Origin of the sequence: Ferruginibacter sp. SUN002, assembly GCF_050611725.1 — a bacterium.
In the GTDB taxonomy this organism is placed as follows: domain Bacteria; phylum Bacteroidota; class Bacteroidia; order Chitinophagales; family Chitinophagaceae; genus Ferruginibacter.
Map to the genome: position 1 here is coordinate 919,696 of NZ_JBODJB010000001.1, position 22,185 is coordinate 941,880.

A 22,185-nucleotide genomic window follows, 5' to 3' on the forward strand; every position below is an offset into this window, starting at 1 on the left:
CGCAACAAAAAGCCTTGAATTATTTCAAGGCTTTTTGTTTATTATTTATTGCATTGCCATCTAATTACCTGATCACCGATACAGACCCACTCAATGGTGTCTTTCCCGGACCTAATTTAATAATGTAGAAATAAGTTCCTACCGGTACAGGTTTTCCTTTATTCGTTCCATCCCACGGAGCGGCACCATAGGCACCAGCCGGCGTTTCAAAAAGAAATTGTCCGTAGCGATTGAATACACTTACAACCGCACCGGTGTAATCATCTAAATATTTTATGACCCATGTGTCATTCACTCCATCTCCGTTAGGAGAAAATGCATTCGGTATTTCTACAGCTTTTAACACCATTATTTGAAGATTGTCTGTTGCAGAACAACCTTCAGTTGAAGTAACCTTCATTGTATATATCATATCCGACAGCGCCGTTATTGTTGGTGTTGCGGTTGCGGTATTGGTTAAATAAGTAGTTGGAGACCATGTTGTAGTAATATTGTTTCCTGTTGCAATACCGTTTATTACAGTTGGTTTACCTTCATCCACTTTTAATATCGGTCCGCCTGCAAAAGCGGTAACCGGATTAACTGTAACGGTTATACGCACTTTTTCACTTTCGCAAGAACCAACAGAAGAACTTACAAAATAAGTAGCAGTGCCGCCGGTAGTTGTCACCGGTGTAGGTGCGGCAGAGGATCCGGTTCCTGCAAAATCGTACCATGTTAAATTGCTTCCTGTTGCTGTTAACTGTACGGCAATATCATTCAAACAATATTTTACTGTTGTATTGGTTGTTGGTGGATTCGGCGGTGCAGTTACTGTCAACTGTGCCGTAGTGCTTGCTGCACATTGTCCTGCATTTGGTGTGAATGTATATGTTGCAGTGCCAACGTTAGCAGTGCTTACGGCCGGACTCCAGGTGCCAGTTATGTTGTTGGTAGAAGTTGCCGGTAAAACAGGCGGTGTTGATCCCTGACATACCGAGGCTAATGTATTAAACGTTGGTACAGTAGAAGGAGAACTAACGGTAACCTGTAACGTAGAGCTTGCCGCACATTGTCCTGCAGTTGGTGTAAAGGTATACGTCGATGTGCCAACAGTGGCGGTGCTTATTGTTGCCGGACTCCATGTACCTGTGAAATTATTGGTCGAAGTAGCCGGTAATAAAGGTGGTGTTGTTCCAACACAAACTGCTGGGATAGCTGTAAAAGTTGGAATAGTTGGGTTGGTAACTGTCAACTGAGCCGTGGTGCTTGTCGCACATTGTCCTGCATTTGGTGTGAATGTATATGTTGCAGTGCCAACAGTAGCCGTGCTTACAGTGGGGGTCCATGTACCTGTAATGCCATTGGTAGATGTTGTTGGTAATATAGGAGCAGTTGCATTCTGACAAACAGATGCAAGCGCTGCAAACGCAGGAATAGTCGGTGTAGTAACGGTAACAGATACTGTGGTTGTTGCAGTTGCACATTGTCCTGCATCAGGAGTAAATGTATAAGTACTTGTTCCTGCAGATGCTGTGCTTACAGTAGCAGGATTCCATGTTCCGGTAATATTGTTTGTAGATGTAGTTGGCAAAATCGGTGCAGTAGCACCAACGCATACATCAGCAACAGGAGCAAAATTTGGTGTAATTGAAGATGCAACTGTTACTTGTAAAGTAGTTGCTGTAGCACACTGTCCTGCTGTAGGTGTAAACGTATAAGTTGTTGTTCCTGCAGATGCTGTGCTTACAGTAGCGGGATTCCATGTTCCGGTAATATTATCGTTAGATGTTGTTGGTAATACCGGTGCCGTTGATCCTGTACATACCGGAGCTATAGCAGTGAATGCCGGTGTTACAGGAGCGTCAATTGTTATTTGTAAAGTAGTGGTTGTAGCACACTGTCCAGCATTTGGTGTAAATGTATAGGTTGTTGTTCCTGCAGTAGCAGTATTTACAGTAGCGGGATTCCATGTACCGGTAATATTATTGGTTGATGTTGTTTGTAAGGTCGGTGCCGTAGCTCCTCTACAAATATTTGGTATTGCAGCAAATCCTGGAGTTATGGATGGAGCGGTTACGGTTACTTGCAAAGTAGTAGTTGTTGCACATTGTCCCGCCGTCGGCGTAAATGTATAAGTGATGGTGCCTACACTTGCAGTGCTAACTGTTGACGGGCTCCATGTTCCGGTAATATTATTGGTAGATGTGGTAGGCAATACAGGAGCTGTTGCACCCTGGCAAACATTTGGAATTGCAGTAAAGGATGGTGTTATTGATGGAGCAGTAACCGTTACTTGTAAAGTAGTTGTTGTAGCACATTGCCCGGCGCCGGGGGTAAACGTAAATGTTGTAGAGCCGACAGATGCTGTACTTACAGTTGCCGGACTCCAAGTACCCGATATTCCATTTGTAGAGGTGGTTGGCAAAACCGGAGCTGTTGCACCCTGACAAACATTTGGAATTGCAGTAAAAGATGGCACGGTGGATGGCGAACTAACGGTAACCTGTAATGTTGTAGTAGTAGCACACTGCCCGGCAGTTGGAGTAAAAGTATAGGTTGTTGAACCAACAGTAGCTGTGCTAACAGTAGCCGGGTTCCATGTTCCCGTAATGCTATTGGTAGATGTTGTTGGTAATGTTGGAGCCGCTGCACCCTGACAAACCGCAGGAATTGCGGTGAATGCTGGAGTAGTAGCTGCAGTAACGGTAACCTGTAGGGTTGCAGTTGTAGCACACTGTCCGGTATTAGGTGTAAATGTATAAGTTGTTGTTCCGGCTGATGCAGTACTTACCGTAGCAGGATTCCATGTTCCGGCAATGCCATTAGTTGAAGAGGCCGGTAAAGTTGGTGGGGTACTACCTGTACATACCGATGCAATAGGATTGAAGGCTGGTGTAACTGAAGGATTAATATTTACTGTAACCGGTAAAATACTTGAACAACCTGAACTTTGTGCTTTGATATAATATGTATTCGCTACGGCCACTGCGTTTGGATTTGCCAGCGCATTGGTAGCATTCGCATCTGTAAAATATGTAAAAGTTAAACCGGCTTGAGAACCTGAAGTTACTGATGCTGCAGTAAGATCTACTGTTGCAGGGGCGCAGACAGCAGGAGGGTTTGTAGTACTAAATGATATTGAACCGATAAAAACTGTATCAGGACAAGATTTTACATTATCATAAATAGCTCTATACATTGTTTGAACCGTTGGAGAAACAGTGATGGTGTTTGTTGTTCCGGTAACGCTTGTCCAAAGACCACCACCGTTAGTACTTTGTTCCCACGCATATGGCAATCCTGTATTGACGGTAGATAATTGAGTACTAAGAATAGATGTGCCACCTGTACAAACAGTTCTGTTAGAAGTTTTAACTCCGGCACAATCGCTTAATGGGGCAACATGGTATTGTGCTGAAGAAGAATAATGGTTGGCTGCTATCCATGTAAATAATTGTGCAGCCCGGCAGGTAGTAGCATCTTTCGATTGGTTGATACCTACTTCCATATTTAAAAAACCTTTGGTTACATCAATATTATTTGCAGCCAGCGGGATAGAAACTTCTACTATCCAGCTTGCAGCCAGTTTAGTGATCTTATGAGTAGCTCCTGCAAAATTGCCATAAGCCTTGTTACTCCCGGTAGAATAACCTGCACCAAATTGTTTAGGATTTCCGGCAGCATCTTTTATATAAATTTCAACACCATCCATCCAGTAATATTGACCAAGTGTGTTTGACGGATTATCATCATACACTTCTACATAGAAATAAATATTAGTATTATCATATACAGTTTTCCATCTTGCGGCAGGCGTTTCCTGTATACCGTTACCACCACAATCTTGTGCACCACCCAAGGCCAGGCTTTTACTTCCGTCAACCGAAACCCACGGTGCTGCGTACCATACCGGTTCTGTATCGGCCCCATCAACCGTGATAGATTCACAAACTTTAGGTATGGTAAATAAACCTGTAGGGCCGCAACAGTTAACGGGTGTAATGGTTGCGCTTACTGTTGCATTTGTTCTTGTACAAGTTACTCTATACATAGTTGCAACTGTTGGTGTAACATCATAGGTGCTTGAAGTGGTAGCGGTTACCGGAGTCCAGTTGGCACCACCATTTGTACTTTGTTCCCATGTATATGTATCGGTTATTGATCCGATACCTTGTGCAGTAAGTGTAGTTGGTGTTCCTTCACAAATACTTGTTCCGTTAGATGAAGCTAATTGTTGGGTGATGCAACCATATACCTCTATCTCATCAATACCCCATACATCATTATTGCCCCATGCATTCGGTTGAAAATTTAAAGTAAAACCATCATCGTTTGTATTATTCGGATTTTGTCCTAATTGAAAATTGCATTCGTACCAAGATGCGTATTCGTCCCACATTAAACCATAAGTTTGGTTGTTGCCATCCCAACCTCCTGTTGTTGTTTGATTACAGGCTGCATTATTTTCCACTCTTGTCCATGTACCGTTACTAACTCCACCACCTGAAATATCTAAGCCCGTAAGACTTCTAAATTTTATAGTCGTGTAAAGAGATTGATTACAATCTGCATACGCTGTTGCATTACGCATCTTTACTCTTACACAATATCTACCACCTGTTTGCAAACCAGTAATTTTGTAAACAGCAAAAGCATTTGCATTATCATTTGGTCTGATAAGAAATACGCCATCAGTAGTTTTATTTACCAATGCCGCACCTGTAGGTCCGTTTACTGTACTTGGGTTACTTACAATTGTATAAGTACCGCCGCCGGTGGATGTAAGATTTCCGTTGGTAGACGTATAGGCTGCCGGGTCTCTCATGTAAAAACTTTCGTTTGTTAAACCTCCATAAGCAAGGTCGTTTACAGTCCAGCGTCCAGTAGTGGTGCCGGTTGTGTTAGCAAAGGTTACCCTTCCTACAAGTTGAGTAGGGCAGGAGCTATTACAAGTAACATAAGTAAGCTGAGCATAAAGGTTCGAGCAAAAAACAGATAGGATCAAATACAAACAAGTACTACAAATCCTTCGGATCAATTTAGAATATTCCATACAAGCAGAGTTAAATTTTATTGGCCTCACAGCAAGCTCAAATATAAAGCATGTGCAGGGATGCCCTTTAATCATCAATTGATTTTCTCTGCATATAGTATCTGCAAAAGTGCTGCTTTTGTAGCCGATATCAGGATATCGGTATTATCGTTGTTTACCCGTTTTTACGGCGGATACCGAGACAAATGCTCGTGGTAATAAGAGATACAGTTAACGTGATGAATGCTGCCTGGTCAAATCTATCCATTACAGGGAATACACTTCACTTATTAACAGGTCACAAATCTAAATTTTATTTTGCAAATAACATTAATATTAAAGTGGTATGTAAAGGAATGTCGGGCAAATAGATATGCCGATTCTACATGGAGCAGATCGCTACTAAGGAAGGAATTATATTTTGGTCGCAATTTTTGTTGATATGCTTTATTTAATTACTCTTACTTTAAAAGTTCCCGAAGCAGGATTCTCGCCAAGTATATTCTTTGGAGAAAATCTCACCGTTACGGTATTGGCAGCACTCACCCATGCCATAAACATTGCTGTTCCGCTGACAGAGGCATCGGGAACACCTAAGATAACAGGGTCACCTACGGCTGCTCCCGTTACTGTAATATTTAAATCCGCAACAGACCCTGATCCGGTATTTGGAAAATCAAGTGCTGCAGAACCGGATAATGATTTGTCTAACGTATATGCATAGCTGGCATCGCTTAATGTAAGATCGGATCCGTTGTAATTAACAGCCCCTGTCTCTAATGTTGTTTGTGAAGCAACTCCACTTGTGAATTTTAATGGTGCAGTATTCGCAGTTGCGGTTCCTGCTTTTAAATGGAGTACCGCAGTTGGCGCAATACCAAAACCAATTCGACCATTACTATCTAACACCATTCTTTCGGTATTATTGGTTCGAAAACGTAGGCTTGCATTGTTTGTAGTACCTAAAAATTGCGATCCGGAATTTATTCCACTATTGCCTAATAAACCCCACACAGAATTATTGCTGAAAAGAGATACCCAACTTGCTGAACTTGAAGTTCCTGTGTTGAATTTGAAAGTACTGTCGGTTGTACTGAAAGCCAGTAGTCCTGTAGCAGGTAATGGAATGCTTGCTATTTGTGCTGTGGTCATTCTTGGTATCAGTAAACCTTTATTCGTACTGCTAATATCTAACATAGCGCTTGTGTCCGGTGTACTACCCGTAGCATTAATAGCAACATTTTGTCCGTGGCTTTCTGATAGCGATACCATCAGGTATAGCGACAAAGCGATAAGGGGCTTTTGTTTCATGTTATAGGATTTTGGACACCATGATAACGGGGATTTCGATCAAAATATTTTAATTTTTTTGTTTAATGTTTAATGTTTTTTATAAAAATCTATTAAACATATATTTTACGCAGTTTTACTGCTTTTTATACATACTAAAAAATAAAAATTTAAAAAGATGATAAAGTGTAAATCACATAAAAGTTTAGTACAGAAAAAGCGGCTAATCTATATTTTAATTTTTCTAATACTAACGGTTATGTATGTACCAACAATTAAAAAACAAAAAAGGGCTGGTAGAAACCAGCCCCGACTACGAAACAATCCTATATACCAAATAGAAAAACCTAATGCTTGACTATTAGTTCGTTTATCAAAATTTTTATTTAATTATTTTTTTTATTACTATGTTATTGGTTGTCTGAATCTGCATTACATAAGATCCTCTATTTAATCTGCTAAGATTTTCAATAGTAAGATTATTCATGCCTTTGTGAATGATTACTTGTTGATTTACAATAACTTTTCCTGTATTATCAAACAGACGGATATAAGCTATGCCGTTTGCATCAGATAATACATCCGCATTAATTTTATTGGTAAAAACTGTTGGATAAATTGTTGCAGTAGATACACTCTTGTTACTTGCATTCAACGCAATAACATTGCTATACACATAAGTTCCGTTTATATCTGTTGCTTTTACTCTGTAGTAATAAACACCGGCAACTATGTTGTCATTGTATTGATAATTTAAATCAGTGTTGCTGTTTCCCGCTGCATTGATCTTTCCAACAAGTTGATATGTAACTCCATTACTACTGCGTTCAATTTCAAACGAATAACTATTGATCTCTTGTTTAGTTGTCCATGTTAGCTTAGCTGTTCCATTGATGTAGGCACCTTTCAGTTTAGTTTGTTTAACAGCTAAAGGTCCGCCGCCTGAACACATTTGAGTATTAAACAGATACGCTTTTCCTACACCGTTATCACCGATCGCTAAACTGAATAAAGTGCCTAGTGTGCTGCCAAGGTTTAAAAGTCCTGCTCCAAAATCCAGGGTTCTTGATGGTGAACCTGTTAATATTCTGTTTTCGAAACTGCCACCCTTTACATGCCCTGCTCCAGCCACACTAAATCCAATCAACGAAGTAGTATTGATTCCTAAAAATGCATCTTCAGTTGCTGTTAATGTCCAAGCCGGAGTTGTTTGATAGGTGCCATTTGCTTTTCCAAGATAAACGTAAGCTGCACCACCCGAAACATTTGTATTCAACAATTGTAGTCCTGATGATGCCGGTTCACCAATAATGATATCTCCTATTCCATCACAGTTAACATCGTATGCATTATCAAGTGCATAACCGAACAAGAGATTAGCTTGTATGAATCCTAAAATTGTATTGCTATTTCGTGGCGAACTTAAAGTTTGATCAGGCGTAACAAATCCGCTTGGACTAGAGGTTTTCTTTTTGAAAACATTTACAGTTCCGGTTTTCAGATCAAGTCCTAAAACATTAATGATCGTTCCACCTAAAGGAGCACCTACTAACACGCCACCTGTTCTGTTACCGTTAGCATCTTTTATACCTTTTACAGATACACCAAACAAGTTTGCAAGATTGGCAACCGACCCGACAAGATTGGTAAGTAAACCACCGGAAGTAGCTGTTAGCGTAGCTCCCGGATTTACGTTTACACCTGAACCCGTACCATAATAAATACTGGCACTTCCTTGTAATAATTTACCATTTAGAATACCACCGAGTGAGCTAAGGTTAACTCCGGCAGGTGCCGATGCAACTACATCTGCTCTTCCGTCGCCATTGTAATCTCCTAAGCCATCTACGCAGTAACCAAAAAGCAAACCATTGATATTGTTTGCTAAAAGACCAAGTCCCAGCAAACTTGTTTTGATAGGGTTTAGTTTGATCAATGAATGAGAATCATCATTTTGATTTGATAGGAAAACAAATGCACCGCCAGATTGCACATCCAGCAAAGAAATACCTAAAACAGTTTTAATACCTGCGTAAGTAGGGGCTCCGACAATAATATCTTTTTTACTGTCATTATTTAGATCCTGTGTAACTGCTACAGAAAAGCCAAACAATGCCTTTACTGATAGATTGAGATTGTGTTCTAAAATACCATTGCCGTTTAACGATAAGGTTAGCAAAGGATTACAGCCTGTAGTCAACGTTGCTCCGTCGTACGCATATACTTTACCGATAGTGCCTGATGCTGTTGAGCTACCACCGGCAGAAATAGTTACAACATCCATCGGTGCACCAATAATGATATCATTCTTACTATCTCCGTTAATATCTCCACCGGCAATGCTGTAACCAAACAATGCACCTGCAATAGGTGTAGTTGGTTGCAGCACGGCAGATGGTGTAGTAGACAAACCTCCAATTCCTCCATAATATATAAACACAGCACCTACATTTGCCAGGGCGCTTGTTCCGGAAATAATATCAACACTAGCAGGGGCACCTACGGCAACATCATCAAATCCATCTCCGTTTACATCACCCAAACCGGCAACAGAAAATCCGTATGCTGCGTCGATGGCCAATTGACCAATAAGCGTAGGTAAGATACCATCAGCACTGGTGGTCCATTCTGGTGTTTTATTCAACGGATCAATTGTGAGCGGATACTTTGCATGCTGATCTTTTACTACGATAGCTACCAGATTGTTACCACGTAACTCCATAGATGCAGCGATAGGTTTTTGATCGGCATCCCATACGTTTAGATCCTGATAATATAATTTCACGCTACCGGCATCATCCTTAAACTCTAAGCCATTGTTAACCAATGATGGTGAAAGAGAACCATCAAGCTTAAGTAATACTTCTAAGTCGTCATTACCTGCAGGTTTGTTTTTTACAATAAAGTTTTGTCTTAAGCCGGCAGCGCTATTATTATATTCAATATCGAAATCTGTATATGAAAAAATTAAATTTGATTTGTTTGATGTCAGCGTGAATGTATTGTCAGGATAAAAATGTGTTGCACCTTTTTTTATTTCTGTAAGCGACAAGTTTTCTTGCCAATCAGGTACATCTTTCTTCATATGCGAATATTTTATCGGAAATACTTTGTAATCAGTAGGTGTGATAAAAAAACCTATATGTTGTGTCTTGTTAACCACAGTATAAGTAAATGCATTAGTATTTTCTTTAAAGAAATATTCGCTTTCTTTAATTATGTTTTGCGCTTTGTCAAGCCAAACTTCGTCTATGGAATTCTTTACACCTGTTGACAAGTTACTTTTAGTGAAATCTTGTTTTGTTTTTGTTTGAGTAAATGCTGTTGATAGCAGCAGCATTAAGATTACTGTAGAGGATAAGTGTTTCATAAAGTGTGGGTTTAGGTATGTTAAATATTTATTTTTTAAATTCTCACTTTACACATCATCAGCATATTATGCCCGTCAAATAAGGGTTTTATGTGTTATAAGAATATGAATTTTGTAATGGATAGTATCATGGGTAAGTATCATCTATGGAAAACAGAATTCTAAAAACTATCAAGAGTTGTAAGGGGTAACTCTGTTTCGATATTACATTTTCATTTGATCAAGAAAAGAGAAGATATTCTCAATTGATGATGAAAATACTAACGGTACAAACCTAGTAAAAGTGACCACCCTGTGCAATACTTAAATTTTATAAGCGTTATGAAAAGCAGAAAAAGTTATGTGAACGACATTTTCGAAACGAAAAAACACTTGAACATCACTTTGCAAAAAAATACACAACACTACTTGCAATTCAGATTTTAAGTTTGTAAATTTCTAATACGATAATGTGCATTAAACCCCGGTTTACATAACAGCATGAAAACCATTACCTATGACATTTACTATATTAGTAATAGAAGATGACCCGATCGATCTTATATCAATTAAGGCAAAACTTCGTGAGCTAGGTTATGATGAGCCAGTTGTAGCGGATCAAAAAGCTGATATTAATTCGATCATGCAAGCAACAACACCTCAATTGGTTATCTCTGATATTTATTATGATCATAAACCTTTAGGGCTTGCGCTGATCGACATTTGCAAAACATACAATACTCCACTCATCTTAATTACAGCCGATACCAGGTTTGATACTTATAATCTGGCCAGCCAACACGATAAGGTGACCTATCTGGTAAAACCATTTCATCATTTTACTTTAAAGACCTGTATTGATATGCTGTTAACGCAGGTTAGTACGCAGGCATCTGCTGACGACAAATTCTATTTTGTAAAGGATTATACCAATCATAAAGTAAAGCTGAACTATAAAGATATTATGTTCCTTGAGTCTGACGGGAACGCCTGTCATATACATTGTATGAAAGATAAATACCTCATGCGAATGAGTTTAGCCAAATTAGGTGCTGAGTTAGACGATCGTTTTGTACAGGTGCATAAAAGTTACATAGTGAACAGAGATAATGTAAGTAAAATTTCCGCGGCTCATTTGCAAGTTGCCACACATGAGATACCGATCGGAAGAAAATATAAAGGAGAGATCGTAAAATTATATCCTGGTGTAGTACACCATGGTACAAGCTAATATAAACAACATAGTATGAAAGGAAGATTACACATCGGTGTGATGAAAGGCATTGAAAAATTTGCTCAACTCGGAGTAGATGATTCAATGGACTTTGTTGTGCAAAAAAGGATCCGAACCATTAATCTAAGCATATTCATTTGTCTTCCGCTTATTTCAGTTTACTGGGCATTAAGCTATTTTTCCAAACACGTTCTGCTCGCAGACTTCTATCTCTTTCTTATTGTTACACTTATATTTATGCTATGGTGTAATTATCTTAAAAAAGGGGAGTCTTACCGTATTGGTACATTGGTAGTGTTGGTATTGTCAATGTCTGTGGCCGGAATATTGTTTAATAACGGTCAGGAGTACTATGTTTTATTAATATCGCTTTTGTCTATTCTTTTTTATGACCTCCGGAAAAAGCAATTATATCTGAGCATATTTTATGCTGTTTCATTTGTAAGCGTTGAAATCATATCAGCTTTTACAAACCCTGTTGAACAAGCCCCGGGATATATTAAAGTGGTTAATATGATCGTTGTGCTTTCGATCCTGCTATACTTTTTATACGATATCAAAAAAGTCTATATTGAATTTCTAAAGGAAAACATAGAAGAGAAAAGGTTGTTACAGGAGTCTAATAAACTTTTGGTGCAGCAAGCGGTTTCACTCGAAATAAAAAATAAGAATATTCAGGATCTGAAGAATAAAAATGAAGAACTTACTTCTGTCATTTATCATCAGTTGCGTTCTCCCATTGCTGCATTTGCCGATATTTTGACACAATACCTTGAATCATCAATTTATACAAAAGAAGAGTTCAGAGAAATGTCTGAATTGGTTCATAAAAAAGTAACAGGCACATTAAGTGTGGTTGACAATATGCTTAAATGGAGTAGAGAGGGAGTGGACGGATCAAAATCAAAAGATATGCTTTGCGATGTAAGCGATGTTATTCAAAAAGTGCTGATACAATTTCAGTCGCAGGTAGAGAAAAAAAATTTAAAAATACTTTTTTCTAAACCATTAAAAAGATATTCCAATGCTGATGAAGAGCACGTTTTGATAATACTGCAGAATGTTTTATCAAATGCGGTTAAGTTCAGCCCGCCGAATGAAGAAATTAAAATAGAAGTTACTTATTTGCCGGATGCCTGTCAGGTACTTGTAAGTAATAAAGGAACGGGGATCAGTGCAGATCGAATAAAAGCACTTTTCTCACATAGGCATATTGTTTCTGAAAAAGGCACCATGGATGAGACGGGTACAGGTTTTGGATTGAAAATATGCCAGAAGCTTGTTGAAAAAAATCACGGTTCTATTCAAATACTCAGTAAAGAAAATAGAAATACTACTGTTGTGATTGAATTACCGGTGATGATGCCTAAGGCAGGATGATCAAAAAAATCCTTTTACTTCTCTCATATCTCTTTGCAGCCAGTTATTTGCCGGATAATGAGTATTTCGGTTGATGGTATGAATAGAATATGCTTGTCTTGATTTGCCTGATGTATTGGGCAAACTATAATGAGGTAACAAACCATGTAACACAATGCAAGAGCCTTTTTTCACTTCCAACGGAATCATACCTTCCATTTCATAAGGAGTATTATCGAGTATCGCCATTTCTGTTCCGCCCCCTTCCTTTTTTCTAAACCAACTACGCAGTGGAGTTAGGTGTCCCCCAGGTTTTGCCCATAGACATCCGTTTTCTTTTGTGGCATCTTCTAAAGCAAACCAAAAGCCGATGCAACTATCAGGCTCTGTATATAAAAATGTAGAGTCTTGATGCGTATCTACCACACCGCCAATTTTAGCATGCTTAAATATCTGCATACTTTGAATGATCAGATAATCATCCAGCTGAAGATCACTTGCCAGCTTTTTCATTTGAGGTGAACGGGAAAAATTATTGAACACGGGATCAAGATCATGCAGGCCATGTCCGATCTTATTAAGCGAATGAAACAGATCGCCTTTTAATTTGCCTTTATCATCAAAAGCATCTTTTTCAAAAAAGAAAGAAATTTTATCTCCGGAATTTATAAAATAATCGTCGCTTGTTTTTGCCTGATCGGTAGTTTGAAAAACCGAAGGGTGCCCATCGAAGTTAAAATTTCTTGCCAGTTCTTCACCACGTTGCATGAGTGCATCGCATTCTGCAGCAGTATTGAAGTTGTCGAGAACAAGGTAGCCATTGGTTTGAAATTGTTGGAGGAGTGTCATTTAAACTATCTTCTTTAAAATGTTATTGCATTAAAGATAGTTTTTATTTATTATTTTAGATTGCAGCTCAATATAATAGCTGAAAATATCCGACTACGCTCTATTTCTCCTGTCAAACATTGTTCTTCCATGCCGATGGATATTCCAAAGATCAGCAGCTGTAAATACTTTTTTAAGATTATTTACAGTTGTTGTAGTTGCAGGATTTGCTGTTTTGCTAACTACTTTAAGTGGGTTGTTGTGTAAAGTGTTCATTTTGTTGTGTTTTAGTTGTGATGATTTTATTGAATTGTTTAAGCACATCTTCTCCTGTCAAACATTGTTCTTCCATGACGATGGATATTCCAAAGGTTGGCAGAAGTGAATACTGTTTTAAGGTTATTTACTGTTGTTTGATCTGCTGTGTTATTGATAACTGCAGTTTCTGTTTTACTTGCAACTTTTAATAAGTTGGTGTGTTGAGTGTTCATTGTTTTAAATTTTAATTGTTTATTTACTTTGATAACACAAAGATAAAAACATTTTAGTACTATGCAAAACAAAGTAGTAGTCTATGTTGTAGTAATATTCATTATTTTATACTCGATTTTGTCTATATAATATTGATAATCAATACTGTTTATCAAAATCGGTTTATCTAATCAATAATTTTGTTGATTTGATGAACGGCAAAAATAGCCATATGAGTGGTAGTTAACTCTGTAATCAAATTGGGGTTTACTCTAAAATCGATAAAAATCATCTTCCAAAATGCTTAAGAAAAGATGGATTTTAGTGGTATACCTTTAAAGAATGGTCGGTATTTACCTTTACAGTGGAGGAAGAAAAGGCTTTTAAGCTTCTGCATTCGGCAGTGGTATTAATAATGGGCAGGTTGGGAACTCCTGAATATATAATAACATTCGTTGTACTTGTTGGTACGGAGCCACAACTCCAGTTAGCTGCTGTTGCCCAATCTGTACTTGTTACACCGGTCCAGGCATTGTAATTTTCGCCACAGGTTCTTATCTCAAAATTTTTCGAACAGGTGATACCGTTATACACTGCCTGAAATGTATATATGCCCGGAGTTGTGGGTAGCTTTTTAGAAGCTCCATAAATCCCGTAGTTTATAGTAGATGCAAAACTTTGTGTCCATGAAGTACCAAAAACGGAAGCATCCGGGTTTAAAATACTCATTGTTGCTGTGGTACCGCTTGTTGGGTTTCTTACAAAAATGTAAAACTTTGCATAGCCCGGAGCTAATCCTGTTCCTTGAAAAGGTGTAACGAAAACACTGCTTTCATTTACCGTTTCAGTTGTTCCACAAATAGCCGGCGATGTATAGTCGGTTGTAAAAACAGCAGCTTTTATTACAGTGGGTTCGGTATATGGTTTTTGAGTGACCCATCTGCTGTTTAAACTAACGGTATTGCATGTACCGGAAAATGGATCAATATAAGTTGTATTGGTATTGCCTGTCCAAACTTCAAAATGCAGATGAGGTCCGGATGAGCTTCCCGAACTTCCTACTACTCCTAAATATTCTCCGGCGACTACGCTTTGTCCGATCGATTTGGTAGTAACCTTGCCCGATTTCATGTGCCAGTATAAAGTATACGAACCATCTGCATGTCCGAGAATTACATAATTAGCTGTGAGGCCGCTGCCAACTCCTACACAATTTCTGTCGTTCTCACCATCGTGTTTATCTATAATGGTCCCTGCAGCGGCAGCAATTACTTCTACCTGATTGTTATCCATTTTATAAAAACCAAAAGGGCCGATGGCAATATCAGTTCCTCTATGGCCATTATAGGTAATGGTACCGCAGTTGTAATCTTTAACCGCAGTTGTGTTATCATGATCTACGTGAGCGCTGATATAATAATAACTGCAGTCGGCAAGATCAGAAGCTGCTTTCAATGGCCAGTTAAGTAACACGGGAGCTTCGGGTCTTTTTAGTTGCACGGTTGTTGTATTCGCTTTGCAGCGCATTTCAATTGCAGCATATTGATGGGAAGTAATACAAGAATCATTTGCATTTTGTGCATGGCTTTTAAGTAGATGGATACTTAAAAAAAGTAGCAGTCCAATGGCAGGTTTTATTTTCATTCGTTCTGGTTAGAATACTGATGACCTTAGTATTGCTTTCGATGCCTACTAAAGGTAGGGAACTAAATTGAGTTGTTACTATCCCTTGATCTTGTAGATAACATAGGCTGCGGATTCTTTTAAATATTTATCCCAACTAAGCAGGTTTTCGGGAGAAGGGATGATTCCGTCAAGATGATAGCCTGCATTTCCAACTGTATAATTACAAGGAAACGAAACGGTTTTTACTCCTGCATTTTTAAAAATAAGCGATGCCCTTGGCATATGGTAGGCAGAAGTAACGAGTAGATACGGAGCTTTCAATCCTGCTGTATCAAGTAGTTTTTTGGTATTGGCAGCATTTTCAGCCGTGTTGTTAGATTTATCTTCATATAGGATAACGCTATCGGGAATACCCATTTCATGCAATTCTTTACGGACCCAATCGCCTTCAGTAAAATCTTTATTTGATCTTTTACCGTTGCCGCCACTGATGAGTATGTGTTGTATTTTTTTTTGTTGATAGAGTTTTACTATTTGTATGAATCTGTCAGATGTTGCATTAAAATAACCATTGTTGTTTTCGTCAGGGCTGGCAAATCCTCCTAACAAAATACCACAACTGTAAGTATTGTCTTTGGACACATCTCTTGGTTTTGGCTGCCACCAGTTTGCATACCAGGTTATAAGCCACATATTGCTAAATATAAGAAATACCAGCAATGCGGTATACTTGCAAATTTTTTTAACCTTCGGGGACTTAAAAATAAAATATGCAATAATCAGTATTACCAGCCAGTTAATGGGGGATAATATAAATGATAAGATCTGTGAAGCGATGATATGCATAATTTTAAATTTTAATGATATCTGAATAGTAGATTAAAAAATACCGATAGTTGTTTGGCTATCGGTATTGAATATTATTATTTTCGTAAAGATTTATACAAGGTCTATATCAAAATTCACTAATTGTACAAACTCGTCTATTCTTGAAGCGATGTCTGATTTAGTAATTTCTTTTAGTTTGTTAGGGCCGAATTTTTCAACACAAAAACTTGCTAAAGCACTACCTACAATGATCGCAGTTTTCATGTTTTCGAAACTGATATCTTTTGTTTTGGCAATGTGACCAATGAAGCCGCCTGCAAATGTATCACCAGCCCCAGTTGGATCAAACACTTCTTCTAGAGGCAATGCAGGTGCAAAGAAAACATGATTTTCATGGAATAATAAAGCGCCATGCTCACCTTTTTTGATGATCAAAAATTTAGGACCCATTCCCATTATTTTTTTTGCAGCTTTCACCAACGAAACTTCTCCGCTTAATTGCCTTGCTTCACCATCATTCACTAATAACACATCTACTTTTTTCAGCACTTCTTTTAATCCGTCCAAAGCAATATCCATCCAAAAATTCATTGTGTCCAGTACAATTAATTTCGGTCTTGTTTTAAGCTGGTTGATAACACTTAATTGAATTTTCGGATCAAGATTACCAAGCATTAAAAATTCTGCACCCTGATAACTATCAGGTACTATAGGATTAAAGTCTGCCAATACATTGAGGTCGGTAATCAATGTATCTCTTGAATTCATGTCAAGGTGATATTTTCCACTCCAGAAAAAAGATTTTTTATCGGCAACGATTTCAACGCCATCTAACTCAACGCCACGTTTTTTAAGGTCATCCATTTCTTCTTTAGGAAAATCATATCCTACAATAGAAATTTGTTGAATGGGAGTAACAAAATTGCTGGCTGCAAGCGCCACATAAGTAGCTGACCCCCCTATAATTTTATCTACTTTTCCAAATGGTGTTTCAATGGCATCAAAAGCCATGGTACCTACAGTAATTAAAGACATAGTTTACTTTTTTAATTTTTTATCGGTGCAAAAGTAACGGATTATAGGGGCTTTTGGGTAAGTTGCAGTGGGTTTTTATTATAGTTTAGGGGTTTAGTGGGTTTAGAGGTTTAGAAGGTTTAGTTTAAGCGTTTTTTTGAAAAATTTATAATCTTTAAATAACTCCCCTTTAGGGGATGGGGGTAACATGCTTATACAAATACATCCGGAGAATCCGCAGCCAAGGCTTATCAAGCAGGTGGTAGAATGCCTGAAAGACGGGGGTATAATTGTGTACCCCACCGATACGATCTATGGGTTGGGTTGCGATATTGGCAAACCAAAAGCTATTGAACGGATATGTAAAATAAAAAACATAGATCCTCAAAAGGCTCAACTTTCATTCATCTGTAATGACTTAAGCCATTTGAGCGACTATACAAAAAGCATTGACACACCGTTGTACAGAATGCTGAAAACATATCTGCCAGGGCCTTATACTTTTATTTTACCGGCAAGCAAACAAGTGCCTAAAATATTGCAGAGCAAGAAGAGTACTGTTGGTATTCGTGTGCCCGACAACGTTATATGTCATCATATTTTACGTGAATTAGATAATCCTATACTGAGCGCTTCTTTGCCCGGAGAAATGGTAGAAGAATATACAGACCCCGAGATCATCTGGCAAAAATTTGAACATCTGGTCGATTTTGTAATTGACGGCGGGATGGGAGGCATGGTGCCTTCTACCGTTGTGGATTGTACTTCGGATGAATGGTCAATTATCAGACAGGGGCTAGGTGTATGGGAGGAATAAAATATAATAGCCGGGAAGCCGAAAAGACGACTGTTATACTGTAACAATTTTTCGTCTTCCCGTCTCCCCGGCTATGTTTTTCAGTTTAACTTATTTTCTATCTCTTTTGTTATGTTTTTTACGGAAAATATCTCTGTTTGCATGTCTTTTATCTTTACGAATGTCTTTGCGTTCTGCCGGTGTAATTACACCATCTGCCTTAGCTACTTTTTTTTCTTTACGAATCTTTCTTTGATCGTGTCTTAATTTTTTTGCTTCGGCTTTAGTAAGTTCACCACTCTTTACACCTTGTGTAATGCGTTGGTGTTGGCTGCCAGTTGGCGATTGTGCATTAGCACTAAAAGTTGCTACACTTAAAAATGCAACTGTTGCAAGAATTAATTTTGCTTTCATGTTTTTATATTTTTTTAATGAATAATTTTTTAACCGGTTTAGTATATACAGACGGAAACGGGGAAAGAAGGTTTAATTGATCCGGATCGTTTTTTTGAGAACGAATTGTTAAAACAAGGGCAATTGTTTAGGAAGGATATTGAAACTCATGCGATGGTATTGGCATAATCCGTTTGTTTCAATGGCTTTGCGATGTGTGGCTGTGCCGTATCCTTTATTTTTATCCCAGCCATACTCAGGAAATTTTAAAGCAATTTTTTGCATGAACTCATCCCGATATGTTTTTGCAAGAATACTGGCAGCTGCAATGGAAGCATATTTCCCATCGCCTTTTACAATGCAATGATGTTGAATTTTTTTATAAGGTTTAAAGCGATTGCCATCTACCAATAACAATTCGGGAACTGTAGTAAGTTGATCTAAACTAAGATGCATGGCTTTATATGAGGCTTGCAAAATATTGATCCGGTCTATTTCTTCATTGCTTACCTGACTAACGGCAAATGCAATGCTTTCTTTTTCTATGATCGGCCTCAGCATATCTCTTTCTTTTTCTTTTAATTGCTTACTATCGTTCAATAATGGGTGATGAAATTTTTTTGGTAAGATAACGGCAGCAGCAAATACCGGCCCTGCGTAGCAACCTCTTCCGGCTTCGTCTAATCCGGCTTCAATAAGTTTGTTTTGATAAAACGGGAGTAACATTATCTTTCAAAAATAATCAATAAATAATCTGTTCAATCAAATGCTGTAATACCTTTGTAGTATGACAAGATCGATCAAACGCTGGGCCATTGCAACTTTTATTCTTTGTTTTTTAGTGATCATTGCCGGGGGGGTAGTACGTACTACGCAAAGCGGCATGGGGTGTCCGGATTGGCCAAAATGTTTTGGGAAATGGATACCGCCTACAAATGCAAGTGAACTTCCCGCTGATTTTGAAAAGTATTTACGCAAACAGGATATCGATCATACATTTAATGCTTTTCATACCTGGATAGAATATTTTAACCGCTTGTTTGGGGTGTTGCTTGGGTTATTTGGTATCATTCAACTGGTCCTATTATTCAGGAAACGCAATTTCAACAGACAAGCATATAAATTATCGGCCGCTTTTCTGATCGTGGTTATTTTAACCGGCTTATTTGGCGCACTGGTGGTTAAATTCAATCTGGCACATATCAGTATATCTGTGCATTTATTATTTGCAATCATATTAGTACAAATTCAACTGGCCTTACTGCTCTCTTTAAATGGCACATTGAACTCCGTTATTACAAGTGCTGCTTTTCGAAAATGGATGATGGTTTTTTTAGTGATGATTTTCATCCAATCTGCCTTGGGTACAATGGTGAGAATGTATGTTGATGATGTTTCAAAAGCATTGCACTATGGCGATAGAGGAAGTTGGCTGGCAGAGCAACCATTGGCTTTCATTGTTCATCGTAGTTTTTCGTGGGTTGCGCTGTTACTCTCAGGATTTATTTTTTGGAAATACAGATATTATTCTGAGCTTAAAAAGAAAGTATCTGTATTATTGGTGTTTGTTGTTTTAAATATGATAGCCGGAATAGTGTTGTATTATGCTGAGATGCCCGCTGTAGCTCAACCTGTACATTTGTTGCTGGCAACCTTTGCAATTACACAATCTGTGTATACCCTGCTACAATTAAAGACGGGAAAAAGCGTTATTTAGCTATATAGTTGTATCTTTTATCTGCTGATAAAACCATAGTCTATTTATGAAACGTTTGCTGAAAGATATCTTTTATTCTTTTCCGGTTCAGCTTTTCATTTTACATTTCCGTAAATACCAGATATTATTATTGTTTTGGTTTTTGATGACAAGCACTATCAACAGTGGGTTTATGCACAGCTATGGAGCCGATGCATTGTTCTTTGTTCCTGAATATCTTGGCAAAGTAAACGCACTGAGTACAGCTTTTGTAGGGATGGCGTTAGGTGTTTTTTTTATGTGCTGGAATATCACCACGTTTATTCTTCATACAAGACGATTTAAATTTCTGGCAACTGCATCCAAACCATTTTTAAAATACTGTCTTAACAATGCTGTTTTCCCTTTACTGTTTTTAATATTCTACATTATTAGGTCTTTACAATTTAATATCGATAAGGAACTTTTAAGTATAGGCGAGGCATTGGGTTTATTGGGAGGGTTTTTAGGCGGTTTCTTTGTTTTGATCGTTACTTCTTTTGTTCTTTTCTTTAGTGCAGACAAAAGAATATTAAAAGGAATTGCTCCGATAATCGGAAACCCGGACGCTTTTAAAGCAAGTTTTGATCCGGATAAAAAAAGACAGAGTGATGCTTTTGGAATGAAGGTAGGCTACTATTTCAGCACAAGATTAAAACTTAGAAAAGCAAGAAATGTTTCTCATTACAGTCAGGATTTTTTGGATGCGGTTTTTAAGCGGCATCATTTTTCAGGTATGATTGGTGTTATTGTCGCTTTTATTTTTTTAATTGTTTGCGGATTTTTTTTAGATCTTAAATTTTTTCAGGCGCCAGCTGCTGCTAGTATCATTATCTTCTTTGCAGTATTGATCGCTGTTATTGGCGCACTCACTTATTTTTTACAAAGCTGGAGTGTTTTATTTGTGATTATTTTATTTATTGCGCTGGATATTTTGTATCAGTACGATATTATTGATCCACGTAACAAGGCTTACGGACTTAATTACCTGAATAAAAATGAACGTCCGGAATACAGCAAAAGATCATTACAAAAATTATGTACGCCTGAACTGATAGATGCGGATAGGGCAAATATGCTGGCAATTTTGGAGCAATGGAAAAAGCGGCAAAATACAGATAAGCCTGTTATGTTATTCATCAATGTGAGTGGCGGGGGGATGCGTAGTGCAGCTTTTGTGATGAATACCTTACAGCAGTTGGACAGTAGCACCAATGGAAAATTGATGAAACAAACTTTCCTGATCAGTGGCGCAAGTGGTGGTATTTTGTCGGCAACTTATTTTAGAGAATTATATCGACAAAAAATAAACGGGGCGAATATTAATCTGTATGATCCGGAATATACAAATACTATTTCTCAGGATCTGCTTAATCCTATTTTTTCATCGTTGGTAAGCAGAGATATTTTTTCACCCGTACAACGATTTTCGGTTGGTCCATACCGTTATATAAAGGACAGAGGTTATGCCTTTGAGCAAAAGTTAAACGAAAACTCGGGCAATATTCTTGATAGGCAATTGAAGGACTATGTCGATGATGAAAAAAATGCAAGAATACCGTTGATGATCTATAACTCTGTAGTAACCAGAGATGGTCGTAAACTGATGATCGGAACACAGCCCCTCAGTTTTATGATGAAGCCGGCCTGTTATGCAACAGATAGTTTATATAGCCCGGATGCGATCGACTTTGCATCACTTTTTAAAAAGCAGGATCCTTTTAACCTTCGATTACTCACGGCATTACGCATGAATGCTACATTTCCTTATGTGTTACCAAATGTATTATTACCAACCAGCCCTGTAATAGATGCAATGGATGCCGGATTGAGAGATAATTACGGACAAGAAACAACCTTACGTTTTATAGATAATTTTAAGGAATGGATATCCGAAAATACAGGTGGAGTAATGATCATTCAAATTCGTGATAGATTGAAAGACAACTGGCAACAACCTTTTGAAACAGGATCGATCAGCGATATTGTTGTAAAGCCAGCTACTATGTTGCAACACAACTGGTATAAATTACAAGATTATTTTCAAGGAGATCAGTTCAGTTATTTAAATGATTCACTGCAAACAAAAACACAACGACTAACGTTTATGTATGTACCGGACAAGGAAGATAAAGGAGCTGCGTTGAATTTTCACCTGACTGCAATAGAAAGAAAGGATGTAGTTCAATCATTTAAAAAACCCTATAATCAGCAACTGCTGGAAATATTGAAAGCAACTTTGAAATAG

General features: G+C 38.0%; 16 protein-coding genes. 5 read left to right on the plus strand and 11 right to left on the minus strand.

Features of this window, described 5'->3' with window-relative positions; genetic code table 11:
- Positions 1-64: 64 nt before the first annotated feature.
- From ACQ33O_RS04075 to ACQ33O_RS04085, 3 genes are all read right to left on the minus strand, one after another.
- A complete protein-coding gene (locus tag ACQ33O_RS04075) occupies positions 65-5,035 on the minus strand; it encodes a gliding motility-associated C-terminal domain-containing protein (protein WP_430994283.1) in 4,971 nt (1,656 codons plus the stop codon).
- Between the two features lie 426 nt (positions 5,036-5,461).
- Positions 5,462-6,325: a hypothetical protein gene (locus tag ACQ33O_RS04080; protein WP_430994284.1), complete on the minus strand. Its 864-nt coding sequence runs from the start codon at positions 6,323-6,325 to the stop codon at positions 5,462-5,464.
- A 361-nt stretch (positions 6,326-6,686) separates the two neighbouring features.
- Positions 6,687-9,674 (minus strand): T9SS type A sorting domain-containing protein, encoded by a 2,988-nt coding sequence (locus ACQ33O_RS04085; protein ID WP_430994285.1) that lies wholly within the window; start codon positions 9,672-9,674, stop codon positions 6,687-6,689.
- A 496-nt stretch (positions 9,675-10,170) separates the two neighbouring features.
- Between ACQ33O_RS04085 and ACQ33O_RS04090 the strand changes: the two genes are divergently transcribed.
- A complete protein-coding gene (locus ACQ33O_RS04090) occupies positions 10,171-10,884 on the plus strand; it encodes a LytR/AlgR family response regulator transcription factor (protein ID WP_430994286.1) in 714 nt (237 codons plus the stop codon).
- A 15-nt stretch (positions 10,885-10,899) separates the two neighbouring features.
- Complete coding sequence (locus ACQ33O_RS04095) at positions 10,900-12,267, plus strand: sensor histidine kinase (RefSeq protein WP_430994287.1); 1,368 nt, start codon at positions 10,900-10,902, stop codon at positions 12,265-12,267.
- Here the strand turns inward: ACQ33O_RS04095 and ACQ33O_RS04100 are convergent, their stop codons facing one another.
- The 6 genes from ACQ33O_RS04100 to ACQ33O_RS04125 form a co-directional block, all read right to left on the minus strand.
- On the minus strand, positions 12,268-13,095 hold the full coding sequence (locus ACQ33O_RS04100; protein ID WP_430994288.1) for a phytanoyl-CoA dioxygenase family protein: 828 nt from the start codon (positions 13,093-13,095) through the stop codon (positions 12,268-12,270).
- 93 nt (positions 13,096-13,188) lie between these two features.
- Positions 13,189-13,350, minus strand: coding sequence for a hypothetical protein (locus ACQ33O_RS04105; protein WP_430994289.1), 162 nt, complete (start codon positions 13,348-13,350; stop codon positions 13,189-13,191).
- A gap of 38 nt (positions 13,351-13,388) precedes the next feature.
- Positions 13,389-13,565, minus strand: a complete 177-nt coding sequence (locus ACQ33O_RS04110; protein WP_430994290.1) for a hypothetical protein — start codon at positions 13,563-13,565, stop codon at positions 13,389-13,391.
- Positions 13,566-13,866: 301 nt separating this feature from the next.
- A complete protein-coding gene (locus ACQ33O_RS04115) occupies positions 13,867-15,189 on the minus strand; it encodes a M23 family metallopeptidase (protein ID WP_430994291.1) in 1,323 nt (440 codons plus the stop codon).
- Between the two features lie 78 nt (positions 15,190-15,267).
- Positions 15,268-15,864: a YdcF family protein gene (locus ACQ33O_RS04120; RefSeq protein ID WP_430994292.1), complete on the minus strand. Its 597-nt coding sequence runs from the start codon at positions 15,862-15,864 to the stop codon at positions 15,268-15,270.
- 246 nt (positions 15,865-16,110) lie between these two features.
- Positions 16,111-17,034 (minus strand): PfkB family carbohydrate kinase, encoded by a 924-nt coding sequence (locus ACQ33O_RS04125; RefSeq protein WP_430994293.1) that lies wholly within the window; start codon positions 17,032-17,034, stop codon positions 16,111-16,113.
- Between the two features lie 187 nt (positions 17,035-17,221).
- On the opposite strand from ACQ33O_RS04125, the gene ACQ33O_RS04130 reads away from it, so the two are divergent.
- Positions 17,222-17,830, plus strand: coding sequence for an L-threonylcarbamoyladenylate synthase (locus ACQ33O_RS04130; protein WP_430994294.1), 609 nt, complete (start codon positions 17,222-17,224; stop codon positions 17,828-17,830).
- 90 nt (positions 17,831-17,920) lie between these two features.
- Here the strand turns inward: ACQ33O_RS04130 and ACQ33O_RS04135 are convergent, their stop codons facing one another.
- Both ACQ33O_RS04135 and ACQ33O_RS04140 read right to left on the minus strand, forming a co-directional pair.
- The gene (locus ACQ33O_RS04135) at positions 17,921-18,223 is read right to left on the minus strand and encodes a hypothetical protein (protein ID WP_430994295.1); all 303 of its coding nucleotides are present in this window, start codon (positions 18,221-18,223) and stop codon (positions 17,921-17,923) included.
- Positions 18,224-18,331: 108 nt separating this feature from the next.
- On the minus strand, positions 18,332-18,928 hold the full coding sequence (locus tag ACQ33O_RS04140; RefSeq protein ID WP_430994296.1) for a ribonuclease HII: 597 nt from the start codon (positions 18,926-18,928) through the stop codon (positions 18,332-18,334).
- 61 nt (positions 18,929-18,989) lie between these two features.
- On the opposite strand from ACQ33O_RS04140, the gene ACQ33O_RS04145 reads away from it, so the two are divergent.
- Together ACQ33O_RS04145 and ACQ33O_RS04150 are read left to right on the plus strand one after the other, a co-directional pair.
- Positions 18,990-19,919 (plus strand): COX15/CtaA family protein, encoded by a 930-nt coding sequence (locus ACQ33O_RS04145; RefSeq protein WP_430994297.1) that lies wholly within the window; start codon positions 18,990-18,992, stop codon positions 19,917-19,919.
- A gap of 46 nt (positions 19,920-19,965) precedes the next feature.
- Positions 19,966-22,185 carry a hypothetical protein gene (locus ACQ33O_RS04150; protein ID WP_430994298.1) on the plus strand — a complete coding sequence of 740 codons (2,220 nt, stop codon included), beginning with the start codon at positions 19,966-19,968 and terminating at the stop codon, positions 22,183-22,185.

Bases quoted from the DNA above. Each gene is read 5' to 3' on its own strand.
- ACQ33O_RS04075 (WP_430994283.1), bottom strand. From the start codon at position 5,035: ATGGAATATTCTAAATTGATCCGAAGGATTTGTAGTACTTGTTTGTAT.
- ACQ33O_RS04080 (WP_430994284.1), bottom strand. From the start codon at position 6,325: ATGAAACAAAAGCCCCTTATCGCTTTGTCGCTATACCTGATGGTATCG.
- ACQ33O_RS04085 (WP_430994285.1), bottom strand. From the start codon at position 9,674: ATGAAACACTTATCCTCTACAGTAATCTTAATGCTGCTGCTATCAACA.
- ACQ33O_RS04090 (WP_430994286.1), top strand. From the start codon at position 10,171: ATGACATTTACTATATTAGTAATAGAAGATGACCCGATCGATCTTATA.
- ACQ33O_RS04095 (WP_430994287.1), top strand. From the start codon at position 10,900: ATGAAAGGAAGATTACACATCGGTGTGATGAAAGGCATTGAAAAATTT.
- ACQ33O_RS04100 (WP_430994288.1), bottom strand. From the start codon at position 13,095: ATGACACTCCTCCAACAATTTCAAACCAATGGCTACCTTGTTCTCGAC.
- ACQ33O_RS04105 (WP_430994289.1), bottom strand. From the start codon at position 13,350: ATGAACACTTTACACAACAACCCACTTAAAGTAGTTAGCAAAACAGCA.
- ACQ33O_RS04110 (WP_430994290.1), bottom strand. From the start codon at position 13,565: ATGAACACTCAACACACCAACTTATTAAAAGTTGCAAGTAAAACAGAA.
- ACQ33O_RS04115 (WP_430994291.1), bottom strand. From the start codon at position 15,189: ATGAAAATAAAACCTGCCATTGGACTGCTACTTTTTTTAAGTATCCAT.
- ACQ33O_RS04120 (WP_430994292.1), bottom strand. From the start codon at position 15,864: ATGTGGCTTATAACCTGGTATGCAAACTGGTGGCAGCCAAAACCAAGA.
- ACQ33O_RS04125 (WP_430994293.1), bottom strand. From the start codon at position 17,034: ATGTCTTTAATTACTGTAGGTACCATGGCTTTTGATGCCATTGAAACA.
- ACQ33O_RS04130 (WP_430994294.1), top strand. From the start codon at position 17,222: ATGCTTATACAAATACATCCGGAGAATCCGCAGCCAAGGCTTATCAAG.
- ACQ33O_RS04135 (WP_430994295.1), bottom strand. From the start codon at position 18,223: ATGAAAGCAAAATTAATTCTTGCAACAGTTGCATTTTTAAGTGTAGCA.
- ACQ33O_RS04140 (WP_430994296.1), bottom strand. From the start codon at position 18,928: ATGTTACTCCCGTTTTATCAAAACAAACTTATTGAAGCCGGATTAGAC.
- ACQ33O_RS04145 (WP_430994297.1), top strand. From the start codon at position 18,990: ATGACAAGATCGATCAAACGCTGGGCCATTGCAACTTTTATTCTTTGT.
- ACQ33O_RS04150 (WP_430994298.1), top strand. From the start codon at position 19,966: ATGAAACGTTTGCTGAAAGATATCTTTTATTCTTTTCCGGTTCAGCTT.